At 50.5% G+C, this 19,580-nt stretch carries 20 protein-coding genes; 8 read left to right on the top strand and 12 right to left on the bottom strand.

Features of this window, described 5'->3' with window-relative positions; all coding sequences use genetic code 11:
• Positions 1–148 precede the first annotated feature (148 nt).
• Entirely contained in the window at positions 149–1,441 is a 1,293-nt protein-coding gene (locus QWY82_RS17380; protein WP_290264889.1) for a metal-dependent hydrolase family protein, read from the bottom strand.
• 254 nt (positions 1,442–1,695) lie between these two features.
• On the opposite strand from QWY82_RS17380, the gene fabV reads away from it, so the two are divergent.
• The 7 genes from fabV to QWY82_RS17345 all read left to right on the top strand — a co-directional run bounded on the left by fabV (position 1,696) and on the right by QWY82_RS17345 (position 7,038).
• Positions 1,696–2,886, top strand: a complete 1,191-nt coding sequence (gene fabV / locus QWY82_RS17375) for an enoyl-ACP reductase FabV (RefSeq protein ID WP_290265733.1) — start codon at positions 1,696–1,698, stop codon at positions 2,884–2,886.
• A gap of 60 nt (positions 2,887–2,946) precedes the next feature.
• The gene (locus QWY82_RS17370) at positions 2,947–3,294 is read left to right on the top strand and encodes a hypothetical protein (RefSeq protein WP_290264887.1); all 348 of its coding nucleotides are present in this window, start codon (positions 2,947–2,949) and stop codon (positions 3,292–3,294) included.
• A gap of 146 nt (positions 3,295–3,440) precedes the next feature.
• Positions 3,441–4,349 (top strand): MBL fold metallo-hydrolase, encoded by a 909-nt coding sequence (locus tag QWY82_RS17365; RefSeq protein WP_290264885.1) that lies wholly within the window; start codon positions 3,441–3,443, stop codon positions 4,347–4,349.
• 27 nt (positions 4,350–4,376) lie between these two features.
• Entirely contained in the window at positions 4,377–5,420 is a 1,044-nt protein-coding gene (locus QWY82_RS17360) for an NADP(H)-dependent aldo-keto reductase (RefSeq protein ID WP_290265728.1), read from the top strand.
• Positions 5,421–5,460: 40 nt separating this feature from the next.
• The gene (locus QWY82_RS17355) at positions 5,461–5,985 is read left to right on the top strand and encodes an outer membrane beta-barrel protein (protein WP_290264883.1); all 525 of its coding nucleotides are present in this window, start codon (positions 5,461–5,463) and stop codon (positions 5,983–5,985) included.
• A 53-nt stretch (positions 5,986–6,038) separates the two neighbouring features.
• A complete protein-coding gene (locus QWY82_RS17350) occupies positions 6,039–6,434 on the top strand; it encodes a hypothetical protein (protein WP_290264881.1) in 396 nt (131 codons plus the stop codon).
• Position 6,435: 1 nt separating this feature from the next.
• Positions 6,436–7,038: a glutathione S-transferase family protein gene (locus tag QWY82_RS17345; RefSeq protein WP_290264879.1), complete on the top strand. Its 603-nt coding sequence runs from the start codon at positions 6,436–6,438 to the stop codon at positions 7,036–7,038.
• Here QWY82_RS17345 and QWY82_RS17340 read toward each other — a convergent pair.
• The 3 genes from QWY82_RS17340 to QWY82_RS17330 are packed head-to-tail and all read right to left on the bottom strand — an operon-like array spanning position 7,022 to position 12,136.
• A complete protein-coding gene (locus QWY82_RS17340; RefSeq protein WP_290264877.1) occupies positions 7,022–7,969 on the bottom strand; it encodes a patatin-like phospholipase family protein in 948 nt (315 codons plus the stop codon). The genes QWY82_RS17345 and QWY82_RS17340 overlap by 17 nt on opposite strands.
• Entirely contained in the window at positions 7,959–11,081 is a 3,123-nt protein-coding gene (locus QWY82_RS17335; RefSeq protein WP_290264875.1) for an efflux RND transporter permease subunit, read from the bottom strand. Before QWY82_RS17335 ends, QWY82_RS17340 begins: the two co-directional genes overlap by 11 nt.
• Positions 11,081–12,136, bottom strand: a complete 1,056-nt coding sequence (locus QWY82_RS17330; RefSeq protein ID WP_290264874.1) for an efflux RND transporter periplasmic adaptor subunit — start codon at positions 12,134–12,136, stop codon at positions 11,081–11,083. Before QWY82_RS17330 ends, QWY82_RS17335 begins: the two co-directional genes overlap by 1 nt.
• Positions 12,137–12,317: 181 nt before the next feature.
• Here QWY82_RS17330 and QWY82_RS17325 point away from each other — a divergent pair, with 181 nt between their 5' ends.
• Positions 12,318–12,638 (top strand): antibiotic biosynthesis monooxygenase family protein, encoded by a 321-nt coding sequence (locus QWY82_RS17325; RefSeq protein WP_290264872.1) that lies wholly within the window; start codon positions 12,318–12,320, stop codon positions 12,636–12,638.
• A gap of 258 nt (positions 12,639–12,896) precedes the next feature.
• On the opposite strand, the gene QWY82_RS17320 is transcribed toward QWY82_RS17325, so the two are convergent.
• From QWY82_RS17320 to QWY82_RS17285, 8 genes are all read right to left on the bottom strand, one after another.
• Positions 12,897–13,853 carry an HAAS signaling domain-containing protein gene (locus QWY82_RS17320; protein WP_290264870.1) on the bottom strand — a complete coding sequence of 319 codons (957 nt, stop codon included), beginning with the start codon at positions 13,851–13,853 and terminating at the stop codon, positions 12,897–12,899.
• Entirely contained in the window at positions 13,850–14,218 is a 369-nt protein-coding gene (locus QWY82_RS17315; protein WP_290264868.1) for a PadR family transcriptional regulator, read from the bottom strand. Before QWY82_RS17315 ends, QWY82_RS17320 begins: the two co-directional genes overlap by 4 nt.
• A 417-nt stretch (positions 14,219–14,635) precedes the next feature.
• Positions 14,636–15,484 carry a GIN domain-containing protein gene (locus QWY82_RS17310; protein WP_290264866.1) on the bottom strand — a complete coding sequence of 283 codons (849 nt, stop codon included), beginning with the start codon at positions 15,482–15,484 and terminating at the stop codon, positions 14,636–14,638.
• A 40-nt stretch (positions 15,485–15,524) separates the two neighbouring features.
• Positions 15,525–16,898 (bottom strand): hypothetical protein, encoded by a 1,374-nt coding sequence (locus QWY82_RS17305; RefSeq protein WP_290264864.1) that lies wholly within the window; start codon positions 16,896–16,898, stop codon positions 15,525–15,527.
• Positions 16,895–17,767: an ABC transporter ATP-binding protein gene (locus QWY82_RS17300; RefSeq protein WP_290264862.1), complete on the bottom strand. Its 873-nt coding sequence runs from the start codon at positions 17,765–17,767 to the stop codon at positions 16,895–16,897. The genes QWY82_RS17305 and QWY82_RS17300 overlap by 4 nt, the downstream gene beginning before the upstream one ends.
• On the bottom strand, positions 17,767–18,138 hold the full coding sequence (locus tag QWY82_RS17295; RefSeq protein WP_290264860.1) for a GntR family transcriptional regulator: 372 nt from the start codon (positions 18,136–18,138) through the stop codon (positions 17,767–17,769). Before QWY82_RS17295 ends, QWY82_RS17300 begins: the two co-directional genes overlap by 1 nt.
• A gap of 36 nt (positions 18,139–18,174) precedes the next feature.
• Entirely contained in the window at positions 18,175–19,095 is a 921-nt protein-coding gene (locus QWY82_RS17290) for a GIN domain-containing protein (RefSeq protein WP_290264858.1), read from the bottom strand.
• A 28-nt stretch (positions 19,096–19,123) separates the two neighbouring features.
• Positions 19,124–19,456: a hypothetical protein gene (locus tag QWY82_RS17285; RefSeq protein ID WP_290264857.1), complete on the bottom strand. Its 333-nt coding sequence runs from the start codon at positions 19,454–19,456 to the stop codon at positions 19,124–19,126.
• Positions 19,457–19,580 lie beyond the last annotated feature (124 nt).

Here is a 19,580-nt window from a genome sequence, read left to right as displayed (position 1 = left end):
GGAGCGCCGAAAAAATGGGTTGCGTATAAATTAGTAGCTGGCATTGCCAACTAGCCGCGTTAGTGTGCGGTAATAAAAAGCCATTGACCAATAGTTATGGGCAATGGCTTTAGGACAAAAAACGAATAGAGGACAAGGCCAAGGGGGTTTAGGGTTGTTTGTAAATCACGCCGCCTTTCATCACGAAATCAATATTTTGCAACAGCGAAATATCGGCCAAGGGATCGCCTTTTACCGCGATAATATCGGCCCATTTACCCTTGGCAATGGAGCCCGCTTGATCGCTGATGTGTAATAATTCGGCGCTCGATTTTGTCGCTGACTGAATGGCCTTCATTGGCGGCATACCGGCTTCAACCATGTAGACAAACTCTTTGGCATTATCGCCGTGGGGGAAAACGCCGGCGTCGGTGCCGAAGGCGATTTTCACGCCGGCCTTATAAGCTTCGGCGAAGGTACCTTGTATTTTTGGTCCGATGGCGGCGGCCTTGGGCACTACGACGGCGGGGAAATAGCCATCAATAGCGGCCTTTGCTTCGACAAACTTGCCGGCGCTAATAGTAGGTACATACCAAGTACCGTATTTCTTAAACAGTTTGATGGTTTCCTTGTCCATATAGGTGCCGTGCTCGATGGAGTCAACGCCGGCGCGAATGGCCCGCTTCATGCCCTCGGCGCCGTGTGCGTGCACCGCGACTGTCATGCCGTAATCCTTGGCTGTTTTGACAATAGCGTCCACTTCATCTTCGAAAAACTGTGGGTTTTGGCCATTTTTCGCAACGCTGAGCACACCACCGGTGGCGGTGATTTTGATTAAATCAGAGCCTTCTTTATAGCGCTGACGCACGGCTTCGCGCGCCTGAGCTTCACCGTTGATCACACCGTCTTCGGGGCCTGGGTGACCCATGAGTGCTTGATTGGTGCCGTTAGTTGGGTCGGCGTGCCCGCCTGTGGTGGCAATAGATTTACCGGCCGTATAGATGCGCGGCCCGGTAATAATGCCTTGGGCGATGGCGTTGCGCAGGGCGATGGTAACTTGGTCTGTGTCACCTAGGTCTCGCACCGTGGTAAAGCCCGCCATCAGGGTTTTGTGGGCGTAACCCACTGAGCGGTAGGCGTAGTCTGCGGGATTCAAGCGAAAACCCTCGGCGTAGGCGGCTGGGTTCATTTGGTCGCTTAAGTGAGTGTGCATGTCCATCAAGCCCGGCAGCACTGTGTAGCCTTGCAGGTTGACCACCGTATCTTCGTCGGTCTCGGCGTTGGTGTAGCCAGCTGTCACACTCAGGACCTTGCCATCCTTAATGCGGATGGTTTGTTCTTTACTTACGTTGCCCTTGTCGGTATCGATCACGGTGCCGGCATGAATCAGGGTGTCGGCATGGGCCGAGAGCGCTTGGGTAAGCAGGGCAATAGCGGCAATTAAGCCGAGATGTTTGGTCATGTCTAGCTCCGTGGTGTTTTGTTATTGGATGACTGATCTTAGACGTTTGTTTGCCTGTGTGCCCCATAGGCGGGCCGTTGAAGCGATGGCGTGGGGCGGCGAAGCGAAAGTTTCTTCGCTCGCCGATAATAAATTGTGCGCACAAAAACCTGTTTTATGGCCGGATGGTCATTATAATAGCGGCCTGAATTTAGGCGCTGGCGGTGTCCATCGCGAGTGTGCAAACAGCCGTAGAGCTCAATAGGAAAGATGCCATGATCATTAAACCCAAGGTGCGTGGATTTATTTGTACCAACGCTCACCCACAGGGCTGTGCTGCCCATGTTCAAGAGCAGATTGATTTTATTAAGTCAAAGGGCCCAATAGCTGGCAGCCCGAAGAATGTGTTGGTGATTGGTTGTTCAACGGGCTATGGCTTGGCCTCGCGTATCACTGCAGCCTTCGGTGGCGGCGCGAATACCGTCGGTGTGGCGTTTGAGAAACCGCCAACCGATCGCAAAACTGGCTCGGCTGGATATTACAATACTGCCGCTTTCCACGCGGCGGCAGAGCAGGCGGGCCTGGTGGCAGCCAGCATCAATGGCGATGCCTTTAGCGATGAAATCAAGGCACAAACCTTAGCTCTAGTGAAAGAAAAGCTGGGTAAAATCGACTTAGTGGTTTACTCCCTGGCCTCGCCTCGCCGCACCGATCCAAAAACCGGTGTGATGCACTCATCGGTATTGAAGCCCATCGGCGAAGGTTACACCGCGAAAAACCTAAACACTGACACGCTTAAAATTGCCGACATCACCGTTGAGCCGGCGTCTGAAGACGAGATTGCCAACACCGTGAAGGTGATGGGTGGCGAAGACTGGGAATTGTGGATTGATGCCTTAAAGCAAGCCGATTTACTGGCCGACGGGTGCCGCACCGTGGCTTACACCTACTTAGGTGACAAGTTAACTTGGCCCATCTACGGCCACGCCACCATCGGCAAGGCGAAAGAAGATCTCGATCGCGCCGCAGCGGCCATCAATGGTCAGTTGACATCGGTTAAGGGTGCCGCCAACGTATCGGTACTGAAAGCCTTGGTCACGCAATCTTCCTCCGCCATTCCAATCATGCCTTTGTACATCTCCTTGGTTTACAAAGTGATGAAAGAGGAGGGCACACACGAAGGTTGTATCGAGCAGTTGTATCGTTTGTTTACTGAAGGTTTGTACACCAGTAAGCCGCGTTTAGATGATCACAATCGCCTGCGTATGGACAACCTAGAGTTGCGCCCCGAAACACAGGCTAAGATTGAAGCGCTTTGGCCCAAGGTCACGGAAGAGAATCTGTTTGAAATTACTGACTACAAAGGTTACAACGATGACTTCTTGCGCTTGTTTGGCTTTGGTCTAGCGGGCGTCGATTACGAAGCTGAAACCGACCCCTTAGTAGCGGCTCCTTTTCAGGAGTAAATACTGACACTGTAAGGCGGCTAATGGCCGCCTTTTTTAATTATTCTTTCGATGGTTATATTGGTCAGTAGTCTCGCAGTTGCAGAAGCGCCATCGCGCGATTCTGTGCCGGCGGCCTATGTAGCGGTGTGCGAAAAAATACAATCCTGCGCGCGCATCGAGTTTTCCCTCAGTCAAATTCCGACTGAACACAGTGCGGTTTTAAATGCAGCTTTGAACAGTTTATGCGCCGGTGTGTACCAGTCGATTGAAACCTTGGAAAGTTATCCAGACTTAGAGGCTCCAGCGTTGATATGTGCCGAGAGCTTGTTGCAATTGAGCTGTGATCATCTCGCCGCTGATCGACAAACGGCAGCCTGTGCGACCTTAATAGACCAGGCTGGGCAATTGGGTTTGACGCTGCATTAGTATTCGTTTTTTGTACATTGCAATATAGGCATCAGCAAGGTTTAACCAGCTACTAATAGTCAGCTATTAGCCAAGCTCCAACTATCAGTCAAGTTTCAACTGCATAGCAAATTTCAATTACCTGCCCTCGCCCTAAGGATGTTTAGATGGCAAATCTACCGCAGCAACTTATTGAACACCCGTTAACGCACCACCTTATCGTTGATATCGGGCCGGGTATTCGTCGGTTGGTTGCCACCAATCAGGGGCCAATGACGGGGCCTGGCACCAATACTTACATTATCGGTACCGAGCAGTTGGCCGTGATAGACCCAGGCCCGCTCGACGCCGCGCATGTGCAAACCTTGATGGGCGCGGGAAATATTTGTTGGGTCGTCGTAACTCACACTCACCCAGATCACTCGCCCAATGCCAAGGCCTTGGCCGATGTTACCGGCGCTCAGTTGCTCGGTATGCCGGGCCCTGATGATGGCCATCAAGATGAAAGTTTTGCACCAGATGTCGTACTGGTCGATGGCTATCAATTGACCACAGCGGAATTTACCTTGCAGGCGGTGCATACACCGGGGCACGTGGCCAACCATTTTTGTTTTTGGCACGAGCGCAGCGGGTTTATGTTTACCGGTGATCACGTTATGCAGGGCGCTACGGTGGTTATTGTTCCACCCAGCGGAGACATGAAAGATTATATTGCCAGTGTTGAAAAGTTAGCTCAATTTCCCATCGTCGCTTTGGCGCCGGGCCATGGCCACTTGATGGCCAAGGCCCAGGAATATTTAGCCGCATTAGTAGCGCACCGATTGGCGCGGGAGGCGAAAATAATGTCGGCTATGGAAAATATACCGCAACCTCTGACGCTAGCTGAGTTAACGCCCTTAGCCTACGACGATGTGGATGGGAGTTTGCATGCGATCGCCGCGTATTCATTGTGGGCGCATCTGATTAAGTTGGAAAAAGAAGGTCGCGCGGTACAGCATAAGGAAAAACATTGGTTGTTTGATCAAGCGCATTGGCAGCTGGCTGAGAGTGTGGTCAAATTTGATACGAAAGCTTAACCTATTGTGGAGTAATTCAGCGTGGCCATTAGCTATAAAAACTTAGGTAGCTCAGATTTAAAGGTAAGTAACATTTGTTTAGGTACCATGACCTTTGGCGAACAAAATAACCAAGATCAGGCCTTCGAACAAATGGATTACGCGGTTGCACAAGGTATTAATTTTTTCGATACTGCGGAGCTCTACCCGGTGCCGCCGAAGCCGAATACCCAGGGTGCAACCGAAGCCATTGTGGGCAATTGGTTGGCGCAAACTGGCCGGCGCGACAAGATTATTTTAGCCACCAAAGTTACCGGGCGCGGCGATGCCAACTCCGGGGTGAGCCACATTCGCCAAGGGCCTAGACTTAATGGCGACCATATTCGACGCGCTATCGAAACGTCTCTAGAGCGTTTGAAAACCGATTACATCGATTTGTATCAAGTGCATTGGCCCGAGCGGCGCGCCAATTTTTTTGGCCAGTTCGGCTACAGTCACAGCGACGACGATGGCGTTGCCATTGAAGACACATTAGCGGTGCTCGAGGAGCTTGTTGAGTGGGGCATGGTGCGCCACATCGGTATTTCCAACGAAACCCCTTGGGGCACGATGGAATATTTACGCCTAGCGCGCGAGCACAATATGCCCCGTATTGTGTCTATTCAAAACCCTTACAATTTATTGAATCGCAGTTTCGAAGTAGGGCTGGCCGAAGTGGCGATACGCGAAAAGGTTGATTTATTGGCCTATTCACCACTCGCATTTGGTGTGTTGAGCGGCAAGTATTTACGCGGTGCTAGTCCAGCGGCGGCGCGCCTTACGCTGTTCAACCGGTTTACCCGCTATAAGAATGATGAAGTTGAGGCCGCCACACAGGCCTACGCCGATCTCGCTAAAGCCAACAATTTGTCACTAGTGCAAATGGCCTTAGCCTATATCAACCAACAACAATTTGTTGGCAGTAACATTATTGGTGCTACCACCTTAGCGCAATTAAAGGAAAATATTGATAGCACCAATGTGACTTTGTCCGACGCTGTTAATCAGGCCATCGCCGATATTCATAAGCGCTATACTATTCCTGCGCCCTAGCAGGCGGCACTTATAAAACTAACAGCGAAAGGTGAAGTGGATGATATATCAGTGTTTTTCCGTGAAGCTGCTGGCGATAATTAGCCTTGTGGCACTGCTTGTTTCTGTTAACAGCGTGGCCGATGAGCCTAAAGCCAGTACCAGTAAAGGCGGTTTGTATTTGGGGGTGAAGGCGATTTTTAATGAACTTAAACCCGAGGGTACCGACAATGCCGGCGGTGTTGGGATTATGATTGCCGATCATTATCACAATGGATTTGGCATGGAAGCGGAAGTGAGCCGCAGTAAAGCCGATGTTAACTTACTGGATCTCGCCGAAGACTACACCCTCGATGCTGCAGGTTTGTACGGCGTCTATCGCTCGCCCGGTGCATTTTATGTAAAAGTGCGCGGTGGTGTTGTGTGGAAACGCCTTGCTATTGGCGATGAGAGTTCCACGAGAACCACCTTCGGTGGCGGCGCCGGCATCGGTTATGATTTTGGTCGCGTGCTGCTCGAAGGTGAGTATGCCTATGTGGATAAAGATGTGGCGCAGTGGGGGCTGTCTGTTATCGGCAAGTTTTAACGTGGCTACTTTTTAGGTTTCCGTAACGTCTCTCGTGGCAATAGGATGTGCCGATGTGGAACAAAGTTCATCTGTACTTTGGCTGTGTACTGCTCGCGTTATTTTTGCTGACTGGCTTGTACATGCAAAACCAATTCCCAGCGCTGTATCAGGGCGATCAGGTGATGCGATTTATGTATCGCGCTAGCCATATTTACCTGCTGTTTGCCGCCCTTGTGCATTTAGCTTGGTCGCACGCTGCGCCATTGCCAAGTCAAAAAACTCTGTTATATGTTGCGCCTAATGTGGGTTTAATGGTGGCCAGTGTGCTATTGGTGCTGGCCTATTGGGTTGAGCCTGCGAATCGCATGGACGAAAGAACCTATACGCAGATTGCATTAATCTTGCTCATTCTCGCGTCTGTGTTTCGGGTGTTACTGCATTTAACCAAAGGTAAAAAGGGATTGTGATATGAAGTTATACGGCGATGCCCGCTCGGGAAACTGTTACAAAATACAATTAATACTGGCCCTGCTCGATCGCCCCTATACTTGGGTGCCGGTGGATATTATGAAGGGTGAAACCCAAACCGCGGATTTTTTAGCGAAGAACCCGACTGGCAAAATACCCCTGTTAGAACTCGACGACGGGCGCTATCTGTCTGAGTCTAATGCCATTATCAATTACTTGGCGGCGGGTAGCGCCTATTTACCCAGCGACACTTTTGCTTTGGCTAAACTTCAGCAGTGGCAGTTTTTCGAGCAGTACAGCCATGAGCCCTATATTGCCGTCGCGCGCTTCATCAATAAGTATTTAGGTTTGCCGGAAGATCGAAAAGCCGATTACGTGGCTAAGCAGGCCGGTGGCCATAAAGCCTTGGCGATAATGGAAACGCAGCTACAAAAAACAGCTTTTTTGGCGGCGGATCACTGTACAACGGCGGATATCGCCTTGTTTGGTTACACACCTGTTGCACACGAAGGCGGTTTCGATTTAGATAAATACCCTGCCATTCAGCAATGGATTATGCGGGTGCAGGCGCTGCCAGGTTTTATACCTATGGCGTCGAGCTAGCCTTCACTTTTGTGCCCATAACGATATTGGCTTTGGCGCTATCGTAGCCTAGCTGAATAATTTCTTTGGCCCGTTCAAACTCCAACGTCGCGCAGGCATCGCGTGGGATATTGATGCAAATGTCCGGTGGGTAGGCCGCTAATTTTTGTCGGGCGATGGTGCTTTGCATGGCATCGAAAGCCTGGTTGGCAATGTCGTACATGCCCCATGCGCTGGTGTGTGATGGGCGGGCGTTGGATTGATTAGTGTTTGGCTGGCTGGGAACTGGGGTGAACTTTTTCAGAAAATGCTGAATTTTTGGGTGCAGTATGGCCGTCAGGGAGTTATTTATTTTGCTTGGGGCAGTGTCTTGCCTAGGCATCTTTCCCTCTGGTGTGCCTCCCAGGTTAACCGCAATAGTTAGGTCGGTGCCGTCGCCAAAGGTGGGCGCGATGGGCACGGGGTTGAGGACCCCGCCGTCAATTAGGGCAACGCCATTCATCACGTGGGGGGTAAAAAATAGCGGCAGTGAAATGGATGCTCTTATGGCATCGAAAATTTTCCCCTTCTGAATCCAAATTTCTTTCTCGCCTTGTATATCGGCGGCGACGGCGGTGAATTTAATCGATAAGTCTTCTATTCGGTGGTCGCCAACCAAATTAATCAGCTCGGCAATAATTTTATCGCCCTTAATGAGGCCGCTTTTTTGCCAGGAAAAATCCAGTAGTGCGACTATGTCGACTTTACTGAGCGTGCAAACCCACTCTTCAAAGTCGGGCAATTTGCCGCAAGCATAGACACCACCAATCAACGCGCCCATGGAGCAGCCGCTGATGGCGTGAATGTGAAGGTCATTTTCCTTAAGCCAGCGAATAACGCCAATATGCGCTAGGCCGCGGGCGCCGCCGCTGCCTAGCACCAAGGAAATCGAATTTCCTGGCTCAATGACCAAGGCTTCGTTCCTTCACATCCTCATCGAGTTCACTATCGAGTTGTTTAGCCACATAGCCCGGCGTACCAGCGAATTTAGCAAACACTGAATAGGCCACAGGAATGATAAACAGCGTGAAGATGGTGGCGGCTAACACTCCATAAAACAGCGTGATACCAATCATAATGCGGGTTTCTGCGCCGGCGCCGAAAGAGAAAATTAGCGGTAGTGCGCCGGCCATGGTGGTAATACTGGTCATCACTATGGGTCTTAAGCGCACGGCCGAGGCCTCCATAATGGCGGCTTGAATATCTTTGCCAGTCTCGCGTAATTGATTGGCAAATTCGACAATCAAGATGCCATTCTTCGCTGCTAAACCAATCAACATAAGCAGTGCAATTTGACTGTAAATGTTGAGCGAGTTATCCGTTGACCACAAACCAAAGAGCCCGCCGGCAATAGCCAGCGGCACCGTCAGCATGATGATCATGGGATGAATGAAACTTTCAAACTGCGCCGCCAACACAAGGAACACCACAACCAAGCCAAGTACAAACACAAAGATGATCGATTGACCGGCAAACTTATAGTCGAGCGAATCGCCTTTGTAATCAATTTGCGCATACTCGGGCAGGTTATCGGCCACCAGCTTGTCTAAAAAGTCTAAACCTTCGCCGAGGGCTAGGCCGTCTAAGTTCGCCTCCATGGTAATAGAGCGGATTCGATTGTAGCGATTTAACGTGCCGGAGTCGGCGAAGGCTTCGAGCGTTACCAAGTTTGATAACGGAATCAATTCGCCGCTGCGGGCTGAGCGCACATAGATGTTTTGCGTGTCGGTAATAGAGCGCTTGTCATCCCGCTCACCCTCAATAATGACGTCGTACTCTTCGCCGTTATCGAGATAGGTTGTGACGCGGCGCGAGCCCAGTAAACTCTCTAAACTGGTGCCGATGGCGTTAACAGTAACGCCTAACTCGGCGGCGCGGTTGTAGTCGATGACTACTTTAAACTGCGGTTTCGTTTCCTTGTAGTCCCAATCTATATCGGTGAAGCCAGGGTTGTTTTCATTAATTAGCGTCATGATTTGATCGCGCCAGCCGGCTAGTTCTTCATAGGTTGAGCCGCCCAAGACGAATTGCACTGGCTTGTTATTTCCGCCCCTGATGCCTTGGCGCATCACCGGGAAAGCGCGCACACCGGGCAGGTCACTCATGCGTTGGCGCATGTCGTCCATGATTTCCCAGGCCGAGCGGCGCTCGCTCCAATCGTTTAAGGTTACAATCACGAAACCGCCCGAGAAATCGGTGGCGTTGCCAAAGCTTCTCGGCGCGCGAATGAGCACCCGCAGCGCCTCGCCGTTTTCAATAAAGTACTGCAGGCGCGATTCAATTTCGTTCATGTAGTCGACGCTGTATTTATAACTTGCGCCTTCAGGACCATTGACCATGATAAAAAATGAGCCGCGATCTTCTTTCGGTACGTATTCGCTCGGAATGCTGTTTAGCATCCAGGCACCGGCACCAAACATGAACAGAATCAATAGCGCGGCAATACCGGTTCTGGGCAACAATTTCTGCAGCAGGGTTGAATATCTGGCTTTTATCTTGGCAAACAGCTCATCCATGAAGCGAACTAGCGCCGTTGGCTTGGTATTTTTCTTCAATAACTTAGTCGCCATCACCGGTGACAGGGTTAAGGCGACGAAGCTCGAAAAAATAACTGCGGCGGATAGGGTGAGCGCAAACTCGGTAAATAGTTGGCCTATGTCGCCCTCGAGAAAGGTGATAGGCACGAACACAGACACCAGCAACAGTGTGGTTGCCACCACGGCAAAACCTACTTGGCGGGTGCCCTTGAACGCAGCCACTAAAGGTGTTTCGTGTTTCTCTTCAATGCGGCGGTGGATATTCTCTAATACCACAATGGAGTCATCCACCACCAAGCCAATGGCCAACACGAAGGCCAATAGGGTGAGCAGGTTAATGGTAAAGCCCAGCGCGAATAAGATGATGGAGGTGGCGATGAGCGATACCGGAACGGTGACCGCGGGGATTAACATGGCGCGCACGCTACCCAAAAACAAATAGATAACCAGCACCACCAGGGCGATAGCAATCGCCAAGGTTTTGTACACCTCGTCGATAGATGCCTCAATAAACACCGAGGAGTCATAGCTGGGTTTGATTTCCATGCCCTCGGGCAGGGTTGGGTTTAAGCGCTCCATTTCGCGCTGGGCATTGCGTGCAACATCAATGGTGTTGGCCGTGCTTTGTTTGGAAATACCCAAGCCAACCATGGGCTGGCCGTTACCGCGAAACAGGGTTCGGTTTTCTACCGTGCCGCGCTCGACTCGGGCGACATCCGCAAGGCGTACGAGGTAGCCGTCTTTACCTTGGCGCAGCACCAGATTTTTAAAGTCGTCCTCGGTGCGAAAGGTGCGCTCGACGCGCACGGTAAATTGGCGCTCGATTGACTCAATGGAGCCAGCGGGCAGTTCAACGTTTTCAGAGCGCAGGGCATTTTCCACGTCGCTCACGGTTAAACCCTGTGCTGCAAGCGCCTGGCGATTAATCCAGACGCGCATGGCAAAACTCTGCGCGCCGCCGACTCTAACTCGGGCAACGCCGGGCAACACACTGAAGCGGTCGACCAAGTAGCGCTCGGCGTAATCGGTAAGCTCAGGTAGGGTTAGGTTGGTGCTGACTAAGTTGAGCCAGACGATGGCCTGATCATCGGCGTCGACCTTTTGAATGTCTGGCGCGTCCGCTTCGCGTGGCAGCGAATCCCGCACGCGCGATACGCGGTCGCGAATGTCGTTGGCGGCGGCGTCAATGTCGCGCGACACATCAAATTCCACGGTGACATTGGAGCGCCCGTCTTCGCTTGAGGACTGAATGTATTTAATGCCTTCAACCCCAGAGATACGATCTTCAATCACTTTCGTAATGCGAGTTTCAACGACACTGGCGCTGGCGCCGGCGTAATTTGTTTCGATGGACACAACGGGTGGATCGATATCGGGATATTCGCGCAGTGGCAAACGGTCGAAGGCCACTAGGCCAAAGGCCACTAACAGCAATGAGAATACGGTGGCGAGTACCGGGCGGCGAATGGAGAGGTCTGACAGTACCATTATTTTTGCCCTGCTGTTTTGTTCAAGAGGCTGGGTAGTCTTTCGCCTAAGGCCTGCTCAGCGAGCACCTCCACTTCAGAGCCATGCCGAACCTTGACCGTGCCGTGGGTGACAACTCTGTCGCCGGCGGCTAAACCGGTTAAAATTTCCACGGCGCCGGGGATGCGACTACCGACGGTTACCAAGGTTTTACTGACGGTGCTGGGGGAGCCAGGCGCAATTTTCATCACATAGTGTTGGCGGCCCTCTGGAATGAGAGCGTCTTCGGCAATCACCAAAGTTTGGCGTGAATCCTTAAACAACCTAACACTCATCAATAACCCAGGGCGCAGCCGGTGGTCGGGGTTTTCAATGATGGCGCGCACGCGAATGGAGCGGGTAATCGGGTCGACGCGGGAGTCTATGCTGGCGATTGTGCCTTCAACCACGAGGTTGTTCAGGGCTTTGGCGGTGGCTTGTATGCGCAAGCCTTCATTTAGCGCCGGTAGATAGGTCGAGGGCACGGAGAAGTCGAGTTTCATTAACTCGTCGTCATCCAGTGAGGTGATGATATCGCCGGGTGTGAGCAGTGCGCCTACGCTGACGTTGCGAATGCCAACCTTGCCGTTGAAGGGCGCAATGATGAACAAGTCTTGCATCTTTGCGTCCAGGCCATCGAGTCGGGCTTGGGCGGCGAGAAACTCGCGCCGCTTTTCATCTAACTGCGATTGTGGCGCCAAGCCATCTTTAGCGAGGGTTTTAACACGCTCATATTGACGCGACGCCTCATCCACCACTAAAAACTGCTCTTGGCGCTGGGCGATTTCTTCGGCGGCGTTAAAGGATACGAGTTTCTGCCCGGCCTTAACGCGCTCGCCGTCGTTAAAGTGCAGAGCCGTAATGCGCTCTGTCACATTGGCCGAGAGGTCGATAGACTCGTTGGCCCTGAGCGTACCGAGTGCTTCTAGGGTATCGGCAAACTCGGTTAGCGCTACGGTTTGGGCGTAAACACCCGTCGCGGCGGCTTGGCTGAGATGGGGCAGAATACTACAGAAGATAAGAATGGCGAGGCGCATAAATGAATCCGTCATGAGTCAAATGAAAATCAATAAGGCGTTAAAATAATGTAGCTGGTTTCCCCGATACGGGTAAAAACCTGTAGCCTATCTGTTGTCTGCGACAAAACGACAGCTTTTTGCTACTAAAGTCGTTATTTTTGCGACCAACTCCCTATCCCGTCGATTAAAGGACTATTTCATGTCGCCATTTGCCAATACGCCGCCGCCCCCTTACTACGCCGTCATATTTAGCTCTACCCGCACGCCTGTGGAGCAGGGCTATGGTGAAACCGCCGACGCGATGGTTGAGCTGGCGCATCAGCAACCGGGCTTTTTGGGGGTTGAGTCAGTCAGAGACTCGGACTTGGGTATCACAGTGTCTTATTGGGCAGATTTGGACGCCATCAGGGCCTGGAAGCAGCAAGCCGATCACCAGATGGCCCAGCAACTGGGTAAAGAGCGGTGGTACGGTAACTATGTAACACGTATTGCCAAGGTGGAACGAGACTATTCATTTTAAGGGCAGTCATTTTAAGGGCAGTCATTTTAGGAGCAGTCTTTTTAGGAGCTATTGTTTTAGGCTCGGTCGTTTTAGAGGCGATCGATTAGCAACGGCAGGGGTCGAGGGCAAAAAGGAAGGGCGGCGAAGTTAATGCAGATTTATTGGAACTTTTCCTCCTCTGGGTGCTCAAACAGACATGAAGTGCTTACTGGCATTCATATCTCCCCGATGATGTTTTTAAGCCGCTCCTTTGAGCGGCTTTTTTTTACCCTCGGGCTAGGGCACTTGCCGCCAGCGCAATCCATCGCGCGTGATTTCGTACAGGGAAAATCCGGCAATCACCAGCAGCATCCATTTTACCGAGTAAGACAGATGGTCGAGCAACGCTTGGACTTCCACCTTGTCACTGATAAAAATTGGCAGCTGATCGCTGGGCAGCGTAATCAAGAGTGCGACGGCCGCTAAGGTCGCAACATTGAGTGCTATATTGCAGGCTAGGCTCGACCGCTGCCAATAGGGTAGGAAACAGAGGTAGAGGCGGTGTAGCGCAAAGGCGATGGCGAGCAAGCCGATGGCTGGTATCAGCCAAGCGTAGAGGTCGGCGGCGAGCGTGTTGCCTAGCGCCAGGCGCCAAGTGTTAAAAGGAGCGATCCAACCGAACATCCAGGCGGCAAATAAGGTGTAAGTCACCACGCCGAAGGCCGATTCACTGGCCGATACTTTATTCCAAGCGGGTTGCAGCAAGGGTAAGTCTTCCGGTTGCCAGCGCTCTAGCAGGCTCAGTTTGTTAATTTGGGCTTCGGCAAAATAAAACACCAAGGTAATAATGCTAAAGCCCCACACCAAGTGCTCAACGATGTTGTTGGCTATGCTGAACGCCATGGCAATTGGGTGAATGTCACCGCTGTAAAGGCTAGCGACAAGTTCAATAGCACTGAATAAGCCCACCAGTATCCAGACTAGCCAGCGCAGTGTTTGCTTGTAAATTTCCAGAAGTGGCTGGCTAATTAAGGCCTGGCGAGTGTGAAACTCGCTGGCATAGCGAGCTGGATGCCCCAGTTCGGCGATGAGCGCTTTGGCGTCGCTCTCCGTGTCTTCGCTGCCATTTTCTCGAGCGCGCTCCTCCAAACGATCCAGTAAGTTCGCCTCCAGTTCATCGCAAATGTCTTGCCGCTGTTGCTGAGGCAGGTAGGGCGCTAGCGCCTGTAGGTAACGTGTAGTCCAGTTCATCATACTTGCTCCTGAGTGTTGTCGGCCTGGGTTTGCTGCAGGTCTTCTATTCGGTTGAGTGCATTGGCAAGTTGTTGCCATTCTTGTTGCAGGCGCGGTAGCAGCGCCTGCCCCATGGCTGAAAGCCGATAGAATCGACGCTTGCGCGCGCTCTCCTCGCGCCACTCACTGGTGAGCACACCGTCTTTTTCGAGCCGCCTCACGAGTGGGTAGAGGGTGCCTTCGTCCACATCCAGGCCGCGATCGGCTAGATACTTACGCAGTGAATAGGCGTAGTGTTCGCGTCTTAGTGCCTGCAGCACGGCGAGGGTTAGTGAGCCCCGCCTTAGCTCGTGAGTCATTTTTTGCAGCAATGAGTCTGAATCCATGGGCCTTGATACCGGGTTTAGTGTATATGCTGTGCGTTACACAGTATTGGTATGCTAGGCGCCACACAGTATGTCTGTCAAGCGGGGTTAACCATGGGTGGATAACGCAGCATTGAGTAGGGGCTGGAGCTGTTCTAGAGGGGGTTAGTCGATAATTTTATGAAATTTGTAAATTCAGGGAACTAATGAGGCTGCCTATCGTCAAAGACCCATATGAATGCTCAAGTGTGTTTTTCATATGTCTCCTCATTGATGTTTTCTTAAGCTGCGAATTCGCGGCTTTTTTTTTGCCCCTAGATAAAGTATTTGGCTCGAGCGGCGAAAAAGCAGATTGGCTATGTCGGAGCGATTTCACTCAATAAATGCAGGCATCTTGTCGAAGGATCGGCTGGCGATTAAGGTGTTGAAGCGATGAAATTAGTAGTAGATCTTGGCCTGATAGCCGCCAACAAGGTGTGTGCTTGCATTGCCCTCCACCCGGGTTTCTGGGTTGCCGTAGTAAAAGAGCTGACTGTCATCTTCGGATGTTGCGGTTAGTTGTTGGTTAACCTTTAACGTGAGCTGACTGGTACCCGACAGTAAAATAAAGGCGCGCTCAGTTGCAAAGCCATGTCCTTGACACTTGCCGGAACCCTTCATTTGCAAGTGAAGCTCATCCGTGCGCCCAGCTAAATGGCTATCGATTGAGCCATTAATTGATGCGCGTAGTTCATCGGTCAATAGGTTATGAGTTTTTACGCTGCCTGTGCCATTGAAGGATAGGTCTAACGTCTCAGCGTTGACATTGTTCACACGGGTATCAAATTTTCCATTTAGCGCGATGGCTAATTGGCCGAGCTGTAAATCTTCCAGCAATAGTTGGCCTAGGCCATTTGCGTTTACTGTTAAACTTGTTGTACTGAGCTGTTTGACCTGTGTTGTTAAGTGGCCATTCAGAGTAATTTTCTCCGGTGCTGAGAGAGTCAATTGGTAAGTGACGGGTTGTACATCGAGACGTTTATCCATAAGACGCCACCACAACTGCTGCGCTTGAAACCAGAATGAATTTACTCGAGTGTCAGTGATAATTAACTGTTCCTGATCTAGGGTTAATTCAATAAACGGGCTGACATCTTGTTCAGCGATCAAGGTTAGCTGATTCTGTTTTCCGTTCTGTATCACTACCTTGCCAAAGGCATTTATGACTATATCTTGGGCGGGTGACAGTTGGTAGTTTTGTTGATACCGACCGTCACCATAAACCCAAGCGCTAAATAGAGCTGACATGAACAGGCATGCAGCAAAGATCTTCATGTCAGATAAGCCCTTAAACTTCGTAGCGATTGTTGCGTAACCAAACGGTAGCGTAGAGTAAGCCCGCGCCGATGATTAAGCCGGTCCAAAGACCTGGGTTCGTTAAAAAAGCGCCAATATGGTTTAGTCCTGCTTTTTCAAACAGCAAAAACCCCGCCTCGCCGTTTTCTTGTATGGCTACACCAGGAATACGGCGCGAAATGGCTTCAACAATCCAGGTGCTGCTGAACACAACTTGCTCGGCAATGATTAGGGCCGCCGGCGGTAATAACGCAAGCATAAAGGGTGAACGGCGAGCTGCGGCAGATGCAAATATTAACCATGCAAACAGTGGCAGGCACCACAAGGCGACGCCAATGGCGGTAATCCAATGTTGAATGGCAAAACTAAACAGATTGATACCTGCTAATAATTCCCAAGGCGTCGTGCTGGAGGAATAACTGGCCACATAAATCATACTTAACATAGTAAATGCTAGCCCCACTAAGAGACCGGCCAAAACGGCGATAGTTGGCAGAATAAATATGCCGGTTGAAAATTTTGTTAGCGTGTTTTGCATTTCTGAAATGGGCATAGACTTCCAAAACAGAACGCTGTTGTCCTTTCTGTCTGTGTACAGACATGACAGCAAGTAAAAAATGCCGACAATCATCATCAGCCCGCTAAAGATGACAAAAAAGACCCGTATAACATCGTTGATGGATTCGATGTTGTCGTCGCTAAAGCCGAGCGCTTGATCGCCTTTGATCACAATAACTTGCGATGGAAACTGACGAATATCCTCCGCTTCTGGCGGTGTCGACGGTGCGGCTGGTGCTACCGGAGCCGCTGGCGCCTTGGGCGGTGCTATGATTGCATTCGTTAGTTCGCGCTCGAGTTGTGCAATTTCTTGATCAATCTTGGCTATTTCACGGTTCACTTGGCGTTGAACGTCAGCTTTTATCTTGCTGTGGTCGATGCCAGTGGTAGCGTTACTTAGGTCGATATTAATGCCGATACGGGCAAGCGCTTGTTGGGCCTGAGCAAGGTCTTGGCGCGCAGCTTCAAGATCTTGTTCAATTTCTTCTGGATCAAAATCGGCGCCGTGTTGTTGTAGGTCGTCTCGGGCCTGAATTAAACTTTCACGTGCAGCTTCGAGAGCTTCTCTATGCACTTCCTGCTCATTGAAATCGATATCAAGGTGCATTTTGCCGTTGACAAACTCTTTGCTCGTGGTAAAGCGGAAGTCATCGTCTTCGAACACGTACTCGATAACATTGGTGGCGTATAGGGTTAGTGCGGCCGTCATTAATAATGCGATTATCGCAGCGCCAAAAAAGGGTAGACGGATAAAAGAGCCGCGGTATTCCCAGAATTCGCGTTTGAATGGAAGTAAATAACGATTCATTTTGCTTGGCCCCAACTTAATTGTGGTTGAATTTTTGCTATGAATAGATCGGTAATACTTGGTGTGTGTAGGCTGCCAAGGCCTTCCAGTGCCGCGCGATCTTGATTTTCGTAGAGTACGCTGTAGCCACCCAGCCTTGGTGTTATATGAATGGGATTTAAGGCGGCGGCGGCTTCTCTATCTTTGTTACTGATCTGCACCTCGGTGAAGGTTTCGCCGATATCTTCCATGGCCATATTTAATGAGACTTCGCCGTCATTGATAAAAATTAAATCCGTTAGAATAGTTTCAATTTCTTCAACTTGGTGGGTGGTGATGAGAATGGTTTTCTCTTCGTCAAAATAGTCATTTAATAAGGCGGTATAAAACTGCTTGCGATAGATGATGTCCAGCCCTAGCGTCGGTTCGTCGAGCACGAGAAGTTTACTGTCGATCGCCATTATTAATGCAAGGTGTAATTGGGTAATCATGCCTTTCGATAGGCTGCTAACTTTGGCATCGCTCTTTATTTTCGTTTTGGTTAAAAAGGCTTCCGCCTTGGTTCGATTAAACCGTGGGTGTACGCCAGCGACATAATCAATCGCTTCGTTGACTTTAATCCAGCGTGGCAGAATAGCGGTGTCGGCGATGAAACTGACTTGTTCAAGGAGTTGTGTGCGCTGTTGTACTGGGTTCATGCCGAGCACGCTGAGTTCGCCTTCAACTTCCGCCAGCCCTAATATGCCTTTCAATGCGGTGGTTTTACCCGCGCCGTTCGGGCCTATTAGCCCAACGATGCGCCCGGGCGCAATGTCAAAGCTGACCTGATTCAAGGCTTTGTGTTTGCCGTAGCGTTTGGTTAAACCTTTTGCTTGGATAACAGCGTCCATTATTCAGCTCCTTCCAAGGCGGTGTTTATGTGTTCAACGAGCTCTTTCTTGCTGATACCGAGTTGAGCGATTCGTTGTAGAAGCTGGGGAAGTTCAATGCTTAAAAACTTCTCGCGCTCTGCTTTTGAAATATGTTCCCTGGCGCCTTCGATAACAAACATGCCCAATCCCCTTCTTTTTTCCACTAAACCTTCATCTACCAATTCCTGATAGGCTTTTGATACGGTGAGGTGATTAATTTGGTATTCGGAAGATACTGCTCGCACCGAAGGGATTGCATCGCCTTCGAGATAAGCGCCTTCCATTATTAAACCCACCATACGATCCCGTAATTGGCGATAGATGGGTTGATCATCATTCCACTGTTGCATAATGCGTACCTTATAACGTGGGAACTTATGAAATGACTAGGGCTTCATACCTTGTGATTTCACACTGCTTGCACCACTTGTATCGGCTTCTACTTTTGGTTGGCCGTAATATTTCACATCAGATGCGCCACTGGCGTCGACGACTAACTCATCGGTTACCCAGACCACTGCATCGGCAGAGCCGCTCAAATCTAATTCTGCACTGGCACTTTTTAATTTTGCGGCAGAGTAGTTACCCGAGCCGCCGATATCCACCGATTGGCGCTGTACACTACCCTGACCAATGGATGTGTCGCCAGAACCGGCCATATTCACCTCGAGTTCATTTGCGGTGAGTTGGTCGATGTCGATGTCACCGGACCCTGCTGTATCAAACTCTACTTTTTCGTTAACACGGATTTCTGTAACCCTTACATCTCCAGAACCTGCGGTGCTTAATTCTAAATTTTTGGCACTGATGATTTTGGCGTTGAAGTCACCGGAGCCGGCATTGCTCACTTCCATTTCTTGGGCGTTAATATTTAAGAAAGCGCTATCGCCGGAGCCGGCCCGTTCAAGCTTGAAATCATCCAGGTTTAAATCCGTTGCGAGTTCTAGATCAATAGAACCGGCTGTGGATATTTTATTGAGCGATTTCAGCGTCAGCTGGTAGTGAATTTTGCTGTCAATTTTAAAGAAACCCCAGTTGCTGCCATCTTTCAAGCGCAAACGAAGTGTGCTACCACGCGCATCGACTTCGATGCGCTCCATCATTTTTTCGCTGGCGACAATTTCTAAACTCTCGGTATCGCCTTGGCTAAGGGTAAGTAAACCGGGTCCTGCCACTTCCAAACGATCAATATTTGAAATTTCGACCGTCTTCTTAAGCAGATCATCAGCTTGTAGGTTGGCGGCTAGGCAGAGTAATGCTGCGCCTAGCACTAAACCTAATTTTTTAACGTGTTTGAATGTATTCATGTGACTCATCCTATTGCTGTTTTATGAGTTAAAAGCCGGCCATGTTCATGGCAACTTCTACCGCGCGCTTAGCTACCTTCTTGGCGCTGGCCATGGCCAGTTCAGTTATTTGAATTTCGATTTCTTGACCGTTGATCAGCTGGCGATAGGTCCAGGTATTACCTTCTTTCGACGCTTGTGCGGTTAGCGGTGAAACCTGTACCGCGATATCGGCATCTACTTGAGCCTCAATTTGCGCTAGCGCCCAGGTTGTATCTACGGCTGGGGCCGGGGCCTGAATGGCGGGCGCTTCGTCGGCGGCGATGGTGCTGGTGCTGGCGATCATTAAGCTTGCGATTAACAGGTTTTGAAAAGTGTTCATTGTCTTGTCCTATGTTCAGATTGATTGACATTGGATCTACAGACGACGTCCTTGCTGATCCGGTGTTATACGTAACTATATCACTAGTTTTCTATATCGCAATAGGTGATGTAAATATTTTTTA

It is taken from the genome of Simiduia curdlanivorans, from assembly GCF_030409605.1.
GTDB lineage: Bacteria > Pseudomonadota > Gammaproteobacteria > Pseudomonadales > Cellvibrionaceae > Simiduia > Simiduia curdlanivorans.
The sequence above is the reverse complement of the archived record's forward strand: the minus strand, read 5'-3'. Positions and strand labels throughout refer to the sequence as shown.